General features: G+C 52.0%; 19 protein-coding genes and 1 riboswitch. Of the genes, 17 read left to right on the top strand and 2 right to left on the bottom strand.

What is annotated here, in order from left to right; all coding sequences use genetic code 11:
* Positions 1-27: 27 nt before the first annotated feature.
* The 11 genes from miaB (at position 28) to aroA (ending at position 10387) form a co-directional block, all read left to right on the top strand.
* Positions 28-1353, top strand: coding sequence for a tRNA (N6-isopentenyl adenosine(37)-C2)-methylthiotransferase MiaB (miaB, locus tag G9C99_RS17730; RefSeq protein WP_166418878.1), 1326 nt, complete (start codon positions 28-30; stop codon positions 1351-1353).
* A 203-nt stretch (positions 1354-1556) separates the two neighbouring features.
* Positions 1557-2135 (top strand): OmpA family protein, encoded by a 579-nt coding sequence (locus tag G9C99_RS17725; protein WP_231704130.1) that lies wholly within the window; start codon positions 1557-1559, stop codon positions 2133-2135.
* 14 nt (positions 2136-2149) lie between these two features.
* A complete protein-coding gene (locus G9C99_RS17720; protein ID WP_166418877.1) occupies positions 2150-2431 on the top strand; it encodes a hypothetical protein in 282 nt (93 codons plus the stop codon).
* Positions 2432-2542: 111 nt separating this feature from the next.
* A complete protein-coding gene (locus G9C99_RS17715) occupies positions 2543-2827 on the top strand; it encodes a DUF6455 family protein (RefSeq protein ID WP_166418876.1) in 285 nt (94 codons plus the stop codon).
* Positions 2828-2934: 107 nt separating this feature from the next.
* On the top strand, positions 2935-3945 hold the full coding sequence (locus G9C99_RS17710; protein ID WP_166418898.1) for a PhoH family protein: 1011 nt from the start codon (positions 2935-2937) through the stop codon (positions 3943-3945).
* Positions 3946-3973: 28 nt separating this feature from the next.
* Positions 3974-4468 (top strand): rRNA maturation RNase YbeY, encoded by a 495-nt coding sequence (gene ybeY, locus G9C99_RS17705; protein WP_166418875.1) that lies wholly within the window; start codon positions 3974-3976, stop codon positions 4466-4468.
* A gap of 39 nt (positions 4469-4507) precedes the next feature.
* Positions 4508-5389: a hemolysin family protein gene (locus G9C99_RS17700; RefSeq protein WP_166418874.1), complete on the top strand. Its 882-nt coding sequence runs from the start codon at positions 4508-4510 to the stop codon at positions 5387-5389.
* Positions 5379-6884: an apolipoprotein N-acyltransferase gene (gene lnt, locus G9C99_RS17695; protein ID WP_166418873.1), complete on the top strand. Its 1506-nt coding sequence runs from the start codon at positions 5379-5381 to the stop codon at positions 6882-6884. The genes G9C99_RS17700 and lnt overlap by 11 nt, the downstream gene beginning before the upstream one ends.
* Positions 6885-6896: 12 nt before the next feature.
* Positions 6897-6945: riboswitch (SAM-SAH riboswitch) on the top strand.
* 4 nt (positions 6946-6949) lie between these two features.
* Complete coding sequence (gene metK, locus G9C99_RS17690; RefSeq protein ID WP_166418872.1) at positions 6950-8131, top strand: methionine adenosyltransferase; 1182 nt, start codon at positions 6950-6952, stop codon at positions 8129-8131.
* 90 nt (positions 8132-8221) lie between these two features.
* Complete coding sequence (gene trmB / locus G9C99_RS17685) at positions 8222-8950, top strand: tRNA (guanosine(46)-N7)-methyltransferase TrmB (protein WP_166418871.1); 729 nt, start codon at positions 8222-8224, stop codon at positions 8948-8950.
* Positions 8951-9037: 87 nt separating this feature from the next.
* Positions 9038-10387, top strand: coding sequence for a 3-phosphoshikimate 1-carboxyvinyltransferase (aroA, locus tag G9C99_RS17680; protein ID WP_166418870.1), 1350 nt, complete (start codon positions 9038-9040; stop codon positions 10385-10387).
* Positions 10388-10404: 17 nt separating this feature from the next.
* Here the strand turns inward: aroA and G9C99_RS17675 are convergent, their stop codons facing one another.
* Together G9C99_RS17675 and G9C99_RS17670 are read right to left on the bottom strand one after the other, a co-directional pair.
* Positions 10405-11001 (bottom strand): cysteine hydrolase family protein, encoded by a 597-nt coding sequence (locus G9C99_RS17675; RefSeq protein WP_166418869.1) that lies wholly within the window; start codon positions 10999-11001, stop codon positions 10405-10407.
* The gene (locus G9C99_RS17670) at positions 10998-11453 is read right to left on the bottom strand and encodes a MarR family winged helix-turn-helix transcriptional regulator (protein ID WP_166418868.1); all 456 of its coding nucleotides are present in this window, start codon (positions 11451-11453) and stop codon (positions 10998-11000) included. The genes G9C99_RS17675 and G9C99_RS17670 overlap by 4 nt, the downstream gene beginning before the upstream one ends.
* A 100-nt stretch (positions 11454-11553) precedes the next feature.
* On the opposite strand from G9C99_RS17670, the gene G9C99_RS17665 reads away from it, so the two are divergent.
* The 6 genes from G9C99_RS17665 (at position 11554) to trpB (ending at position 16919) form a co-directional block, all read left to right on the top strand.
* Positions 11554-12159: a (d)CMP kinase gene (locus tag G9C99_RS17665; protein WP_166418867.1), complete on the top strand. Its 606-nt coding sequence runs from the start codon at positions 11554-11556 to the stop codon at positions 12157-12159.
* Positions 12160-12485: 326 nt separating this feature from the next.
* Positions 12486-14165 carry a 30S ribosomal protein S1 gene (rpsA, locus tag G9C99_RS17660; protein WP_231704128.1) on the top strand — a complete coding sequence of 560 codons (1680 nt, stop codon included), beginning with the start codon at positions 12486-12488 and terminating at the stop codon, positions 14163-14165.
* A 196-nt stretch (positions 14166-14361) separates the two neighbouring features.
* Entirely contained in the window at positions 14362-14643 is a 282-nt protein-coding gene (gene ihfB, locus G9C99_RS17655) for an integration host factor subunit beta (protein WP_166418866.1), read from the top strand.
* Positions 14644-14649: 6 nt separating this feature from the next.
* Positions 14650-15012 (top strand): lipopolysaccharide assembly protein LapA domain-containing protein, encoded by a 363-nt coding sequence (locus tag G9C99_RS17650; RefSeq protein ID WP_166418865.1) that lies wholly within the window; start codon positions 14650-14652, stop codon positions 15010-15012.
* A gap of 9 nt (positions 15013-15021) precedes the next feature.
* Positions 15022-15666, top strand: a complete 645-nt coding sequence (locus tag G9C99_RS17645; protein WP_166418864.1) for a phosphoribosylanthranilate isomerase — start codon at positions 15022-15024, stop codon at positions 15664-15666.
* Positions 15667-15683: 17 nt separating this feature from the next.
* Complete coding sequence (trpB, locus tag G9C99_RS17640; RefSeq protein ID WP_166418863.1) at positions 15684-16919, top strand: tryptophan synthase subunit beta; 1236 nt, start codon at positions 15684-15686, stop codon at positions 16917-16919.
* Positions 16920-17001 lie beyond the last annotated feature (82 nt).

Genomic DNA, 17001 nt, shown 5'->3' with positions numbered 1-17001 from the left:
CGCTGAACAGATCTAAGGGTAAATTCCATGGCCGAGGCAAAAAAACTTTTCATCAAAACCTACGGGTGCCAGATGAACGTATACGACAGTGAGCGTATGGCCGAGGCTATGGGCGGTGAGGGCTACGTGCAAACGGACAAGCCGGATGATGCGGATATGATCCTGCTAAATACATGCCATATTCGCGAAAAAGCTGCGGAAAAGATTTATTCCGAGCTTGGCCGGTATCGCGGTTTCAAAGAGGCAAACCCTGATCTGAAAATCGGTGTTGCCGGTTGCGTTGCGCAGGCGGAAGGTGCGGAAATTATGCATCGTCAGCCGATGGTTGATTTGGTGGTTGGTCCGCAGACCTATCATCGTTTACCGGATTTGATGGCCAAAGTGGACAAAGGCGAAAAGGCACTGGATACGGATTTTCCCGAAGAGGATAAATTCGAAGCGCTGAAATCACGCCCCAAAGCCCAACGCGGCCCAACGGCGTTTCTGACGGTACAGGAAGGCTGCGATAAATTCTGTGCGTTCTGCGTGGTGCCCTATACGCGCGGCGCTGAAGTGAGCCGCCCCGTTGATCGTATTTTGACCGAAGCGCGTGATTTGGTTGAGCGCGGCGTGCGTGAAATTACGTTGCTGGGTCAAAACGTGAATGCATATCACGGCGCTGGGCCAAACGGCGACTGGACCTTGGCGCAGTTGATCTGGGCCTTGAATGATGTGGATGGGTTAGAGCGTATTCGCTTCACCACGTCGCACCCCAATGACATGCAAGACGATCTGATCGAAGCGCATAGGACTTGTGATAAGCTCATGCCGTATTTACACTTGCCGGTACAGTCTGGGTCGGATCATATCCTGAAGCGAATGAACCGGAGCCACACCGCCGAAAGCTATATCCGTGTGATTGAGCGCATCCGCGCAGCACGCCCTGATTTGCTGTTATCTGGTGATTTCATTGTTGGTTTCCCTGAAGAGAGCGACGCCGATTTTGAGGCGACCATGGATCTGGTGCGCGAAGTGCGCTACGGGCAAGCCTATTCGTTTAAATATTCAACCCGTCCTGGGACACCCGCCGCTGAGCGCGCATTGGTTGATCCTGGCGTTGCGAATGAGCGGCTCCAGCGTTTGCAAGGATTGCTAAGCGAGCAGCAATACGAAATCCAAAATTCGATGGTTGGCCGTGAAGTCAGCGTGTTGTTTGAGAAAACAGGACGTATTCAGGGCCAGATGATTGGGAAATCTGAGTATCTTCATGCTGTTCACGCCCCTGTTGAGAATGTGGTGCGGGGCGACATTCGCAAGGTAAGAATCACTCATAGCGAGAAAAATTCGCTCGGGGGTGTGTTGACTGAAGGTTAACTGTGCTTGCGCGTAGGTTGTGGGCTTTGATCAACAGTAATTTGAAAATGCCTTTAGTGTTTCCTTGGTGGGCACAATATCTAGGGAAATATGCTTCCTTTCCCACCAAAACTTGCTACACTGCTGTAATAATGGTGTGCTTGGCGCGACGTATTCAAGTGCGCTCAAGTAAATAATAGTTAACGACGGGAGCTGTGGGGAGCATGATTTTCAAAGCAATTCACACATGTATGAACGGGACTTGCGCATTGGCGCTTGCGCTTGCTTCAACATTTACAGTGGTTTCAGCAACGGAGTCAGCTGCGCAGCAACGGACCGTAACTGGGACGCGCTACAATGCAACGATCTGGGTCGATCCAGATGGATGCGAACACTGGGTCATGGATGACGGTGTCGAAGGGTTTATGGATAACAACCTAAACCGCGACGGGACGCCTGTTTGCCGCCAAATCGAAACCTGTGCGGTTATGAATTCTGACCAGCTGTTTGCAACGGATCGCTACAATATCAACGCGAACGCTCGCCAACGTTTGGTGCAGTTCTTTCAGCAGGCCGGTGCAACATCTTATATCGTGATCGGTCACACTGATAGCCGCGCATCAGATGAATATAATATGCGTCTTTCGCAGAACCGTGCCAATGCTGTAGCACAGGTGGCACAATCCGCGGGGGCGCGCATCGCCGATGTTCGTGGATATGGGGAACGCCAGCCGCGCGCAACCAATGGAACCGCTGCAGGTATGCAACAAAACCGCCGCGTCGAAATTATTTGCGTACGCTAAGGGGAGTGACGATTATGACTTTCACGAAACCTATTCTTTTTCTGGCCCTTGCCGCTGGGATTAGCGCCTGTGACAAACAGGATTTGACCGTTGACCGTGCGATCGATTCTCACCACCTCAGCACGCTAGAGGCTGGTATCTGGATTGACCCTCGTGGTTGTGATCACTGGATCATTGATGATGGCGTCGAAGGGTATCTAACAACCCGCCTTGATCGGTATGGCCGCCCTGTTTGTTCAGGTGTTGCACCACCGGAAACGGCTGTTGGGCTGAACCGCGGTTGGGACCCAATCTAAGACATTAGATCTTTCGGCTTAAAGGCTGCGCAATTTGCGCAGCCTTTTTTTATGAGAGATTAATTAATTCTGCATATTCTAAAGGTGATCTAACCACCAAAGGTGGACAATATGCCAGGCCTATACGGAGTCTTAAATACGTTCGAAGTTGCTGCACCGCCAGGTTATACTGGTCTACTGGAGCAAATGGCGGTCGCCACCAAAGTCGATTTGCAGAAAGCGACGCGCAAGGCGCTATTGGGGCGCGAAACATTGATACGGATGCTCGATCACTGTGCCGCATGTGGGTCCGAAGCGGAGTGTCGTACGTTTCTAGCGAGCCCAGTTGACGAAAATTGTGCTCCCCCATCGTTTTGCCCAAATGCGAAAATTTTTGCGCATTTGAATAGGGACTGACGCATTATAGTCAAAATCACAATTGTTTCACTGAAACATCACTTGCCCTTCTTGCGTGGAGTTGGCACGATTGGGGTAGGCGCATTCCAAAGGAGGCCTATTTGGCTATTAGCGAGCTGGCACACCCAACGTCTAACCAACCGCTTGGACGTGAAACATTGGTAGAATTTCCCGATAATCGGTTGTTGATCGATTTATGCGGCCCTTATGATCAAAATCTTGCACAGATAGAACAGGCGTTGTCGTTACAGATTGTGCGACGGGGCAATGTTTTATCTTTGATGGGCGAAGATGAAGCGCAGGAAAAAGCAGAGCGAGTCCTCAATGCGCTTTACGTACGTCTTGAGGCGGGTAAGGGTGTTGAGCCCGGCGATATCGATGCTGAAATTCGTATGGGCGGCGCTGAGGTCAATACGGGTACACGTGACGGCGATCAGCTAGAGATGTTCAAAGCTGGCGGCGTTGAAATCAAGACACGTAAAAAGACCATTGAGCCACGCACAGAGGCGCAAAAAGCCTATGTTCAATCGCTGTTTCAGAATGAGCTGGGTTTTGGGATCGGCCCGGCAGGCACTGGGAAAACCTATCTGGCGGTTGCTGTTGGTGTAAACATGTTCCTGAACGGGGATGTTGATAAGATAATCCTGTCCCGCCCCGCAGTTGAGGCCGGTGAACGGTTGGGTTTTCTTCCAGGTGATATGAAGGATAAAGTCGATCCGTTCATGCAGCCACTTTATGATGCATTGGGTGATTTTCTGCCGGGCAAGCAACTGGCGAAGCTGATCGAAGATAAAAAGATTGAAATTGCGCCGCTGGCATTCATGCGTGGGCGTACATTGGCGAACGCATTTGTTGTCTTGGATGAGGCGCAAAATGCCACTGCTATGCAGATGAAGATGTTCCTGACCCGATTGGGAGAAGGATCACGTATGGTGATTACGGGTGATCGCACCCAGATCGATTTACCACGTGGCGTGCCCAGTGGTCTGCGCGATGCAGAGCGTCTTTTGAAGAATATTGATAGTATCGCGTTCAATTACTTTACCTCTAAGGACGTAGTGCGTCATCCGCTTGTTGCCAAGATCATCAACGCCTATGAGAAGGACGATCCGCATTAAGCGGGGCGTCTTAATCAGGTTGAATTGAATGCTAACAGATGTGGTGATTGAAGATGAACGCTGGGCTGACGTGCTTGAGGCAGTGTCAGAACCCGCAGCAGGCGCCGTGTTGAACCGGTTGTCAATCGACATCGCAGCGTTCGAAATTTGTATCATGGGATGTGATGATGCGCGTATTGCGGAATTGAACACAGAATTTCGGGAAAAACCGACGCCGACGAATGTATTGTCATGGCCTTCGGAAGAACGAGGGGTGGATTTTGCCGGGGGTATACCAGAGCTGCCGGTCCCCGATCCCACAGGTATGGCTGAGGAACTTGGTGATATCGCGATCTCTTTTGATACGTGCAAACGCGAAGCTGACGCCGAAAATAAGCCATTTGATGCCCATGTGACGCATTTGATTGTTCACGGAGTATTGCATTTGTTGGGTTATGATCACATTTACGATGAAGATGCAGCCCTAATGGAGGGTTTAGAGGTCGAGATACTTGCGCAACTCGGTCTGCCGAATCCATACTAGGGTGAGGCGCATATTTCGCGCGACTTTTGGAAAGGGCCAATGGGCGACACCATCGAAGGATCCTCTATTGCAGCGCATAGCGCGCGTGAGGACGACAATTCACAATCGAGCGGCTTTTTTAGCCGCATTATTGGGGCATTGTCCCCGTCCGATCTAAATGAAGAAGAGGCCCCCGCTGCGCCTGTCGCTATGCCGACCGCATCGTTGCCGGGTATGCTGAATTTACGTCGGATGCGTCTAGAGGATGTGGCAACGCCTAAGGCCGAAATTGCCTCTGTGCCCTCGGATATCTCTAAAGATGATCTGGTGCAGGTGTTCCGCGATAGCGGTCTGACCCGTATTCCTGTCTATGACGGAACGTTGGATAGCCCTATTGGATTGGTTCACCTTAAGGACATGGCATTACGCCATGGCTTCAATGGCAATGATAAGGCTTTCGATCTGCCTGCTATGGTACGGCCATTGCTGTTTGCGCCGCCGTCGATGCCTTTGGGTGTGCTGCTGCAGAAAATGCAGACAGAGCGTATTCATATGGCACTGGTCATTGATGAATATGGCGGTGTGGATGGGTTGGTGACCATTGAAGATTTGATCGAGCAAGTTGTCGGTGAGATCGAAGATGAACATGACCAAGACGAAGCCGCCTTGTGGACCGAAGAAATGCCGGGGTGTTATTTGATCGAGGCCCGCACGCCGCTTGAGGATTTTCAGGCTGAGACCAATGTTGATTTGGTCGATGGTCTTGATGACGAAGAAATCGACACATTGGGGGGGCTTGTCTTTGTTTTGACTGGGCGCGTTCCCGTGCGGGGGGAAATGATCCCGCACCCCAATGGGGCGGAATTCGAAGTTGTTGATGCCGATCCGCGCCGGATTAAACGATTGCGGGTGAGGTTGGCGGCAAAGGCAGATGACGCTTAATTTGGCGTGGCTTGCAAGCGCTCAAACCCGTTGGAAACTGATTATCGCCATCCTGTTGGGGGTGGCGATTGGGTTAGGGCAAACCCCATGGGGGCTGTGGCCTTTGGCGCTTTTCGGATTGGGCGCGCTTTTTTGGCTATTCAAACAAACACCACATGTAAAGCAGGCAGCATGGATCGGCTGGGGGGCGGGACTCGGGTATTTCGGGCTTGTCTTGAGTTGGATCGTTGAGCCGTTTCTGGTCGACGCTGCGACATTTGGCTGGATGGCTCCTTTTGCTTTGTTCGGCATGGCTGGCGGCTTGGCGTTGTTTTGGGCGTTGTCTTTTGGGCTTGCGCGGCGGCTGAACCGCAGTCTGTTCTTTTTAATCGCGGTGTGGTGCTTGGCTGAGATATTGCGGTCCTACATTCTCACGGGGTTTCCGTGGGGGTTACTCGGTTACATGTGGATTGATACGCCATTTGCCCAAGCCGCGTCTTTGGTAGGGCCGCATGGCCTAGGGTTTGCGACATTACTGGCGGTGGGCTGTGTGTTCGCGGGTCGCATTTTTCAGATGATTGCCTTGGTCGTGGTTGTTGCGGCAGGGATATGGGGTGACAGGCGCGAGGCGCAGTTTGATGGGCGCGAAGCGGGGCCTGTCATCCGATTAATTCAACCAAACGCTGAACAACATTTGAAGTGGGACCCAGCGTGGATACCTGTATTTTTCCAACGCGGATTGGAGATGACGGCGGCGCCAACGCAAGGCGAAGCCCCGGCATTGGTGATTTGGCCCGAAACATCGGTGCCAGCCCTTCTAAACAACGCCGATACCGTTTTGTCACAGATCGTAACAGCAGCAGGAACTGCGTCGGTTATTGTTGGTGCGCAACGTCGTGGTGAAACTGGCTACCACAACAGCTTAGCCGTGTTGGATGGGGGCGGGGTTACGGCGCTTTACGATAAATCCCACTTGGTGCCTTTTGGGGAGTATGTGCCGTTTGGCGCAGTTTTGGATCGTTTCGGAATACGCGGATTGGCTGCCCAAGGTGGCTTTGGCTTTGCACCGGGCAATGGGGCGCAGTTGATTGATACCCCGATTGGTCGGGCTTTGCCGTTGATTTGCTATGAGGGTATATTTCCCAATTTTGGCGCAGGCGCGGGCCGCGCAGACGTTTTGTTGCAAATCACGAATGACGCATGGTTTGGTGATATTTCCGGTCCCTACCAGCATTTAACCCAAATGCGATTCCGCGCGATTGAACAGGCTTTGCCGGCTGTGCGTTCAGCGAATACGGGGGTGTCAGCCTTTATTAACCCTGTTGGCGTTATTACTGCATCCCTTCCTTTGGGGGAGGCAGGGTATCTGGACTATCGGTTGAGTACTGCCGGGGAGGCGACGATCTATACCCAAACGGGGGATGGTCCGCTTGGACTGTTGCTCATTCTCTTGTGTGGCGGGCTAATCGGTCTGCACGGGCGAAAACCGATTGACCCTATGTCTTTGGCTAGGTAACGCAAATGTAACGAACTGCCACAACGGCTTCCTGACGTGGCGGGGATCATCAAATGGAGCAGGCAATGTCCCGACAGAACTATACTTTTACCTCTGAATCCGTTTCTGAGGGTCACCCTGATAAGGTGTGCGACCGTATTTCCGATGCAGTTTTGGATGCGTTTTTAGCTGAAGAACCCGAAGCGCGTGTGGCCGCAGAAACCTTTGCAACGACTAATCGCGTGGTGATTGGCGGCGAAGTGGGGCTGTCTGATCAAGATAAGCTCAAGGATTACATGGGTAAGATCGATGCGATCACCCGCGATTGTATCCGTGATATTGGCTATGAGCAGGACAAGTTTCACTGGGAAACTGTTGAAATCACCAATCTGTTGCACGAGCAATCAGCGCATATTGCACAGGGTGTTGATGCGGCAGCAGACAAAGACGAAGGCGCGGGCGATCAGGGTATCATGTTCGGTTATGCCGTAAATGAAACCGATGCGTTGATGCCGGCCCCCATTCAGTATGCTCACGCCATTTTGCGCCGTTTGGCCGAAGTGCGCAAAAACGGAACAGAGCCAGCTCTGGGCCCAGACGCCAAAAGCCAACTTTCTGTTACATATGAAAATGGTAAGCCAACGGGCGTTTCTTCGATCGTTTTGTCAACACAGCACTTGGATGAGTCGATGTCGTCCGCGGATGTGCGGGCATTGGTTGAACCTTACATTCTGGAAGTATTGCCGCAGGGTTGGGTTTCGGCTGCAACCGAATGGCACGTGAATCCAACCGGTAAATTCGTGATTGGTGGGCCAGACGGTGATGCAGGTTTGACGGGTCGAAAGATCATTGTTGATACCTATGGTGGTGCTGCACCCCATGGTGGTGGTGCGTTTTCAGGTAAAGATCCAACAAAGGTTGATCGTTCAGCGGCTTATGCTGCGCGCTATTTGGCGAAGAACGTTGTTGCGGCTGGCATGGCGGAACGCTGCACAATTCAGCTTTCTTATGCGATTGGTGTTGCAAAGCCTCTGTCTATTTATGCCGACACACATGGCACGGGTCAGGTGCATGAATCTGAAATCGAAAAAGCGGTGGCACAATGCATGGATTTGACCCCTCAGGGCATCCGTACACATTTGCAATTGAACCGTCCGATTTATCAGCGCACCGCAGCTTATGGACACTTTGGCCGCACACCGACTGATGATGGTGGCTTTAGCTGGGAAAAAACCGATTTAATCGAAGCTTTGAAAAAAGCGGTTTGATCGCTGGATTGCGCTAAGGCGCGAACCTGTTTAGGGAAGGCGGGCAAAAGCCCGCCTTTTGTGTATCCGCTGAAATGAGATGGAAGACCGATGACCGACGATCAAACCCCGGAAAAACACGCCTCTGGTGCCCCATGGCGCAATTTTTATGGCCGCTTGAAGGGTAAAGGTTTGCGCGACAGTCAGGTTGGTTATCTGAACGAAGATCTCGCGGCACTGTCACCCGGCGCGGTAAGTTGGGAAGATAACCCTGATCGCACGCCTCTGGATATTGAGGCGCTGTTCGGCGGCAAACCCTTGTGGCTTGAGGTTGGTTTTGGGGGCGGAGAACATATGGTTCATCAGGCCGTCCAGAATCCCGACGTCGGGATCATTGGCTGTGAGCCCTATATCAACGGTGTTGCGATGCTGCTGGGTAAACTGCGCAAAGCGGGTGCCAAAAATGTGGCTATCCATCCCGGCGATGCACGCGATATGTTTGATGTTCTGCCAGAGGCCTCGGTCGAGCGGGCATTTTTGCTATACCCTGATCCATGGCCGAAAAAGCGCCATCACCGCCGCCGTTTCGTTACGCCAGAACACCTGGACCCATTGGCGCGTGTGTTAAAGCCAGGTGCGATTTTCCGTGTCGCGACCGATATCGAAGACTACGTGCGCCAGACGTTAGAGCAAATGATGGCGCGGGATGATTTTGAATGGTTGGCCGACGGCCCCGAAGATTGGCGCACATCTTGGCCAGATTGGATTTCGACGCGCTATGAGCAAAAAGCGCTGCGCGAGGGCCGGACGCCACATTATCTGACCTTCAAAAAGCTCTGATATTTTTGACGCGGCGCGAATAGGTCGCGTAGACCTTGCGAAATGATTGCGCTATCACGCGTATAAAGACCAAACAAAGGATACATCATGTCCAGCCACGGCACCATTATTCCAATGACTTCGCACAAATGCGGCCCGCTTTCTGGTGTGGCTGAGGTGCCGGGGGATAAATCCATTTCTCACCGCGCGCTGATCTTTGGTGCGCTGGCCGTTGGCGAAACTAAAATCACGGGTTTGCTTGAGGGCGAAGATGTATTGGATACTGCCAAGGCAATGCGTGCCTTTGGGGCGGAGGTGACACAGCACGGGCCGGGCGAATGGTCGGTGCATGGTGTGGGTGTTGGTGGATTTGCAGAGCCGGAAAACGTGATTGATTGCGGAAACTCCGGTACTGGTGTTCGCTTGATTATGGGCGTTATGGCAACGCAGCCAATTACCGCGACCTTCACGGGGGATGCGTCATTGAACAAACGGCCAATGGGGCGGATCACCGATCCGGTGGCGTTGTTTGGTGCGGCGTCTTATGGGCGTGAAGGCGGGCGGTTGCCGATGACGATCGTTGGCGCGGCAAATCCGACGCCGGCGACATATACCGTGCCAATGCCATCCGCGCAGGTGAAATCAGCGGTTTTGCTTGCGGGGTTAAATGCGCCGGGTCAAACCGTAGTAATCGAAAAAGAAGCAACGCGCGATCATACCGAACGCATGTTGGCAGGTTTTGGCGCCGAAGTTTCTGTTGAGGAAACGGAGGAAGGGCGTGTCATCACATTGACCGGTCAGCCAGAGTTGAAGCCGCAAGAGATCGCCGTGCCGCGCGACCCAAGTTCAGCCGCGTTTCCTGTCTGTGCAGCGGTGATTGTACCTGGATCTGAAATAACCGTACCGGGCGTGAGTTTGAATTCCACCCGTAACGGGCTTTATACGACATTGGTGGAAATGGGCGCGGACATTGCGTTTGAAAATGCCCGCGAAGAAGGTGGCGAACCGGTCGCTGATCTTCGTGTTAAGCACGCACCGTTGAAGGGCGTCGAAGTCCCGCCAGAGCGCGCGGCCAGCATGATTGATGAATATCCCATTCTGTCAGTTGTTGCGTCATTTGCCGAAGGTAAAACCACCATGCGTGGAGTCAAAGAATTGCGGGTTAAGGAATCTGACCGAATTGATGCGATGGCGCGTGGGTTAGAGGCCAATGGCATTATCACCGAAGAAGACGAAGATACATTGATTGTACATGGTATGGGGGCTGGTGGTGTCCCCGGTGGCGGTACGTGTCAGAGCCACCTAGATCATCGCATTGCGATGTCATTTATGTGTTTGGGTATGGCGGCGAATAATCCGGTTTCTGTCGATGATGGCAGCCCAATTGCAACGTCATTCCCTGTGTTTGAACCATTGATGACGCAGCTTGGTGCAAAGGTCGTTCGCGACGAGATTTAAGGTCGCCATTGGGCGCGTTAAGTATGCGCGCCCAATGCTATCAAATTGGCTTTGGTGTTTTCCCATTGGTCCGAGGCGCGGGCAAAGATCGATTTGGACAGCTTTACGCTATAGCCACGATTAAGTGCCGCTTGGGCCGTGGCTTGAATGCAGAAATTTCCATCAAGACCGGCAATCGTGATATGGCCAACATTTAGGTCTCTGAGCAGTTGGTCTAATGCGCCATCGTGGAAACCATCCTGCCGGAACTTATCCACGGTATGATCTAATTCGACGCGAAGGTCTGCGTTGATTTGCAGCCCCTTAGTGCCTGATACACCAGTGCCACCATCTAAAACGCGCATCATCAGGGCTTCGGGCTGATGCTTCCATTCATGGCGCAGTCCAATCACCGGGATACCATTGAATTTGGCCTGTTTGATTTCGTCGCCGAGGGCGTTGACTGCGGCTTCATCATATTTCTTTAAAAAGCAATCTTGAGCGTCAATAATAACCAGAGCGCGGCCGGTCGCATCGGCCGGGATTTGGCTGCCATTAGAAATCGTACCAATCCTGCGTGCGCCGATGATGCACCAGATAACAAGGGCGAGGATAATGAGTGTAATCCAAATCATGTCTTTAACCTTTGGTTTAATGTGCGAAAGCTGGTGAGCAGATGTTCCATGACATGATGGGCGCGCTCAACTTCGTCTAGGGTCAGGTTGCGACCAAAACTTTCGATAATTTTGCCTTCTGCATCGCGAATTTGACGAATGATTGCTGCGCCGCTCTCAGATAAATGAAAGAGGGTTGATCGTTTGTGTGCTGGGTTTTCGGAACGTTCGACCATGCCGACGGCTTCGACTTCGTTCATCATGATCTGCACATATTGGCGTTTTATATCCAATGCTTTGGCAATCTGGGGTACAGTTGATGGGCCAAGCTTTGAGAGTTGTTCTAACACTGAACGCATACGGACTGTCACCGTGGTTTCGGCTAACATGGCGGAAACAGCCGCTTCGATTTCTTGATGCAGCGGTCGGCTGAGCCACGCCAATTCATAAAGGAGGTCTGATTTTTGGGTCATGGTAGCTATATGATTTATGACAAGTTGATTGTCAATAATTTCCTGACTTGGAACAGCATTCGCATCGGCATATAACGGCAGGAATCCAAAGGGGCGGAATATGGCATTTACGATTGCGATCGACGGACCAGCAGCAGCTGGTAAAGGTACTATCTCAAAAGCGATTGCAGCGCATTTTGGATTTGCACATTTGGATACGGGGTTGTTGTATCGTGCAACGGGGCGGCGTGTTTTGCTTGGCGATGATCCAGTGGATGCCGCTTATTCTTTGTCGGCCTTTGATTTGACCGGCGAAGGGCTCCGTACCCCGGAGGTGGCGCAAGCAGCTAGTAAAGTTGCCGCTGACCCCCAGGTTCGGGCGGCTTTGGTCGATTTTCAAAAGGGCTTTGCGCGTCGCGATGGCGGGGCCGTATTGGATGGCCGTGATATTGGGACGGTGATTTGCCCAGACGCAGAAGTAAAATTGTTTGTGACCGCGTCGGATGTCATCCGAGCCGAACGGCGCTATCTGGAGCTTTCGGCGAAAAATATGGATGTGACACGCGAACAGGTGTTGGCCGATGTGCGCGCCCGCGATGCCCGCGATGCGTCACGCGATGCGGCACCGATGGTTGCTGCACATGATGCGGTTTTGTTGGATACCTCAGAAATGTCGATTGAAGAGGCCGTGGCGAAAGCGATTGCAGTGATTAAGCAGGCGCAATGAACCCAAGCGGATGTTCAGTAATCGCGTTTATGGGGGCAACACCCGGAGAAGGGCGGTTGGCGAGTGTTGTGGGTAGCTAAACACATATTCCTTGTCGTGATCCGGCCTTTATCCATGACTCTTCGCCCTTGTAATTAACGCGATTGCGGTCTATATCCGCGACTGTCGAAAGGGCGGTCAACGTCCAAAGCACATCGTGAGCAGGGTCTGGAGGTTTCTCCGGCCCTCATTTGTTTGTGAATCACCCTTTGACCAAATCGCATCCAAAGACCGGCGGAGACAACCGCATGGCCCGAAAAATGACTTGTAAAGGAAACTGAGACCTCATGGCTCAAAACGTATCTATGGAAGACTTCGAAGCTCTTCTCGCTGAAAGCTTCGAAATTGACACCCCTGCTGAGGGTTCTGTCGTAAAAGGTAAAGTCATCGCAGTCGAAGCTGGCCAGGCCATCATCGACGTAGGCTACAAAATGGAAGGCCGCGTTGACCTTAAAGAATTCGCTAACCCAGGCGAAGCACCCGAAGTAAACGTCGGTGACGAAGTAGAAGTATTCCTTCGTCAGGTCGAAAACGCGCGCGGCGAAGCCGTGATTTCACGCGAAATGGCCCGCCGCGAAGAAGCTTGGGATCGTCTGGAAAAAGCACACGCTGACGAATTGCGCGTTGAAGGTGCAATCTTCGGTCGCGTCAAAGGCGGCTTTACTGTTGACCTCGGCGGCGCAGTTGCGTTCTTGCCTGGTTCACAAGTTGACGTACGTCCAGTACGCGACGCTGGCCCATTGATGGGTATGAAGCAGCCATTCCAAATCCTCAAAATGGACCGTCGTCGTGGCAACATCGTTGTATCCCGTCGTGCGATCCTTGAAGAATCACGTGCAGAACAGCGCGCAGAAGTTATCGGCAAATTGGCCGAAGGCGATGCGGTTGACGGTGTTGTTAAAAACATCACTGAATACGGTGCCTTCGTGGATCTTGGCGGCGTTGACGGTCTGTTGCACGTCACTGACATGGCATGGCGCCGTGTGAACCACCCATCTGAAATCCTGACAATTGGTGAAACCATCAAAGTTCAGGTTATCAAGATCAACAAAGAAACCCACCGTATCTCTCTCGGCATGAAACAGCTGCAAGACGATCCATGGGATGCCGTAACCGTGAAATACAGCCTCGAGTCTGTACACACTGGTCGCGTTACCAACATCACTGACTACGGCGCATTCGTTGAGCTAGAGCCAGGCGTTGAAGGTTTGGTTCACGTTTCTGAAATGTCTTGGACAAAGAAAAACGTACACCCAGGCAAAATCGTTTCTACGTCTCAAGAAGTCGAAGTTATGGTTCTGGAAATCGACGGTGCAAAACGCCGCGTTTCTTTGGGTCTGAAACAGACACAGCGCAACCCATGGGAAGTGTTTGCTGAATCTCACCCAGTTGGCACCGAAGTTGAAGGCGAAGTCAAAAACATCACCGAATTCGGTCTGTTCATTGGTCTCGACAACGACATCGACGGCATGGTTCACCTGTCTGACCTCACATGGGAAGGTCGCGGCGAAGACGCAATCGGTGATTACCGTAAAGGCGACGTTGTACGCGCATCTGTAACCGAAGTTGACACCGACAAAGAGCGTATCTCTCTGTCTGTGAAAGCGCTTGACGGTGACCCATTTGCAGAAGTTGTTGACGGCGTCAAACGCGGTTCCATCATCACTGTTGAAGTGACTGCTATCGAAGACGGTGGCGTTGAAGTTGAATACGAAGGCATGAAGTCATTCATCCGTCGTTCTGACTTGTCACGTGACCGTGCTGAGCAACGCCCAGAGCGTTTCAGCGTTGGCAACAAAATCGACGTACGTGTCACAAATATCGACGCGAAAACACGTCGCTTGGGTCTGTCCATCAAAGCACGTGAAATTGCAGAAGAAAAAGAAGCAGTCGAACAGTACGGCTCCTCTGATTCTGGCGCATCTCTCGGCGATATCTTGGGCGCAGCGCTTAAAGGCGACGAATAAGTCTACCAAGATTTGTAATTTTACGGCCTCCCATTCATTTGGGGGGCCGTTTTTTTGTCTGGAAGTTGTGAAATCGGCGAAAATAGGTAAAAAAACAGACTGTCTCTGTTTTTTAGCTGGAAATCTTGGCATAGTGTTGAAACCATAAGAAAACAGGCCATTAAGAGCCGCTGCCATTTCATCCCGGGGGAGTTATATGATCCGTTCCGAACTGATCCAGAAAGTCGCCGACGAAAATCCGCATCTCTATCAGCGTGACGTTGAGCGTATCGTAAACACAATTTTCGAAGAAATTATCGAAGCAATGGCGCGCGGAGAGCGTGTTGAACTGCGTGGCTTTGGCGCGTTTTCAGTCAAAAAACGCGAAGCACGGGTGGGCCGAAATCCGCGCACAGGTGAATCGGTTTCGGTTGAAGAAAAACACGTTCCGTTCTTTAAGACAGGTAAACTGCTTCGTGATCGTTTAAACGGGGACTAAATCCTGATGCGCTATATTCGTTATGCCTTTCTCGCTGTGTTGGCTGTTGGCCTTATCTTGGTCGCTTTGGCGAACAGAGGACTTGTAACATTGCAAATTCTTCCAGAGGAAATTGCAAATTTGATTGGGTTCTCTGCGCAGATTGAATTGCCATTGTTTATCGTAATCCTACTGGGAATCATGGTTGGTTTGTTGGTAGGGTTCACATGGGAATGGCTGCGGGAACATAAACACCGCGCGGCGGCTTCTGGTGGTAAACGTGAAGTGGCAGCCTTGGAACGTGAAGTATCCCGCTTGCGCAAAGAAAAAGCTGAAACATCTGGTGATGATGTGCTTGCTTTGCTTGAGAATGGCAGCGCGACACGCTAAACGCGCTATATGGCAACGAATACCAAAGTAAAAATCTGCGGCCTGAGCTGCATGAATGACGTGGCCGCGGCAACTGCTGCGGGCGCGTCCTATGTCGGATTTGTCTTCTTCGAAAAATCCCCACGCAACGTCTCCATCAATGTCGCGCGCGATCTTGCGGTCGAAGTCCCTTTCGGTGTGGCGAAGGTTGCGCTGACGGTGAATGCGGACGATGCAACTTTAGATGCGATTAATGCTGCTGTGCCGATTGATATGTGGCAATTGCACGGTTCAGAAACGTCTGAGCGTGTCACTGAAGTGAAACGTCGCTTTGGCTTGCCGGTGATGAAGGCTGTTGGAATTGCAGATGCGGCAGATTTAGATCAGCTTGACGCCTTTGAGGCTGTCGCGGATCAAATCTTGATCGATGCGAAACCCCCGAAAAACGCGGTGCTGCCCGGAGGAAATGGGATTGCCTTTGATTGGCGTTTGATTGCGAACCGGCAGTGGACACGGCCTTGGATGCTTGCAGGGGGATTGACCCCAGAAAATGTATCTGAGGCGGTCGCATTAACCGGTACACGTCAGGTTGACGTTTCTTCCGGTGTCGAAGGTGCGCCGGGCGTTAAAGATGAGAAATTGATTGCGGCTTTTGTTCTAGCCGCACAAACCTAATAGGAAGCGAAACAGCGATGAACGATCTATTCAACAGCTTCATGACGGGCCCTGATGAAAATGGCCGCTTTGGTGATTTTGGCGGACGCTTTGTCTCTGAGACCCTGATGCCGCTGATTTTGGATTTAGAGGCCGAATATGAAAAGGCCAAAACCGACGATAGCTTCTGGGCGGAAATGGATGATTTGTGGAAGCACTATGTTGGCCGTCCAAGCCCGCTGTATCACGCAGAACGCCTGACCGAAGCGCTTGGCGGTGCTAAGATCTACTTGAAACGCGACGAGTTGAACCACACAGGTGCGCATAAGATCAACAATGTGTTGGGGCAAATCTTGCTCGCGCGGCGCATGGGTAAAACGCGGATCATCGCAGAAACTGGGGCAGGGCAGCACGGTGTTGCCACGGCTACTGTTTGCGCGCGCTTTGGTTTGAAATGTATCGTTTACATGGGCGCGCATGATGTTGAGCGTCAGGCGCCAAATGTGTTCCGCATGCGTTTGCTGGGGGCCGAAGTTGTTCCCGTGACTTCTGGTCGTGGGACGCTAAAGGATGCGATGAACGATGCGCTGCGCGATTGGGTCACCAACGTGCGCGATACGTTTTACTGCATTGGTACCGTGGCTGGCCCACATCCGTACCCCGCTATGGTGCGTGATTTCCAATCTATCATCGGCAAAGAAACCCGCGAACAGTTGCAAGAACACGAAGGCGAAGGCCGTCTGCCTGATACCATCATTGCAGCGATTGGCGGCGGGTCAAACGCGATGGGACTGTTCTTTCCTTTCTTGGATGACAAGGACGTTAATATCATTGGTGTTGAGGCCGGTGGTAAAGGCGTCGACATGAAGATGGAGCACTGCGCCTCACTTACGGGTGGGCGTCCGGGGGTTCTCCACGGGAACCGTACTTATTTGCTACAGGATGACGATGGTCAGATCCTTGAAGGGTTTTCGATCTCTGCTGGGTTGGATTATCCAGGGATAGGGCCAGAGCACGCTTGGCTGCATGAAATTGGCCGTGCGCAATATGTGTCCATAACGGATAAAGAAGCGTTAGAAGCGTTTCAGTTCTGTTGCCAACAAGAGGGTATTATCCCGGCATTGGAACCGTCCCACGCCTTGGCGCATGTGATGAAAATCGCACCGGATCTGCCCAAGGACCATATCATCGTGATGAATATGTGTGGGCGCGGTGACAAAGATATTTTTACAGTCGCAAAGCACCTTGGCTTTGACATGGCTGAGTCTGACTAAGTTTTGCGTGATATCGCAATTGAAAGGGTCGCGAGTTTCGCGGCCTTTTTTATTGATAGAGCATGTTGATCAACAGAGGCTT

This window comes from Cochlodiniinecator piscidefendens (assembly GCF_011326755.1).
Classification (GTDB): domain Bacteria; phylum Pseudomonadota; class Alphaproteobacteria; order Rhodobacterales; family Rhodobacteraceae; genus Cochlodiniinecator; species Cochlodiniinecator piscidefendens.
This window is presented reverse-complemented; position numbering and strand designations above follow the sequence as displayed.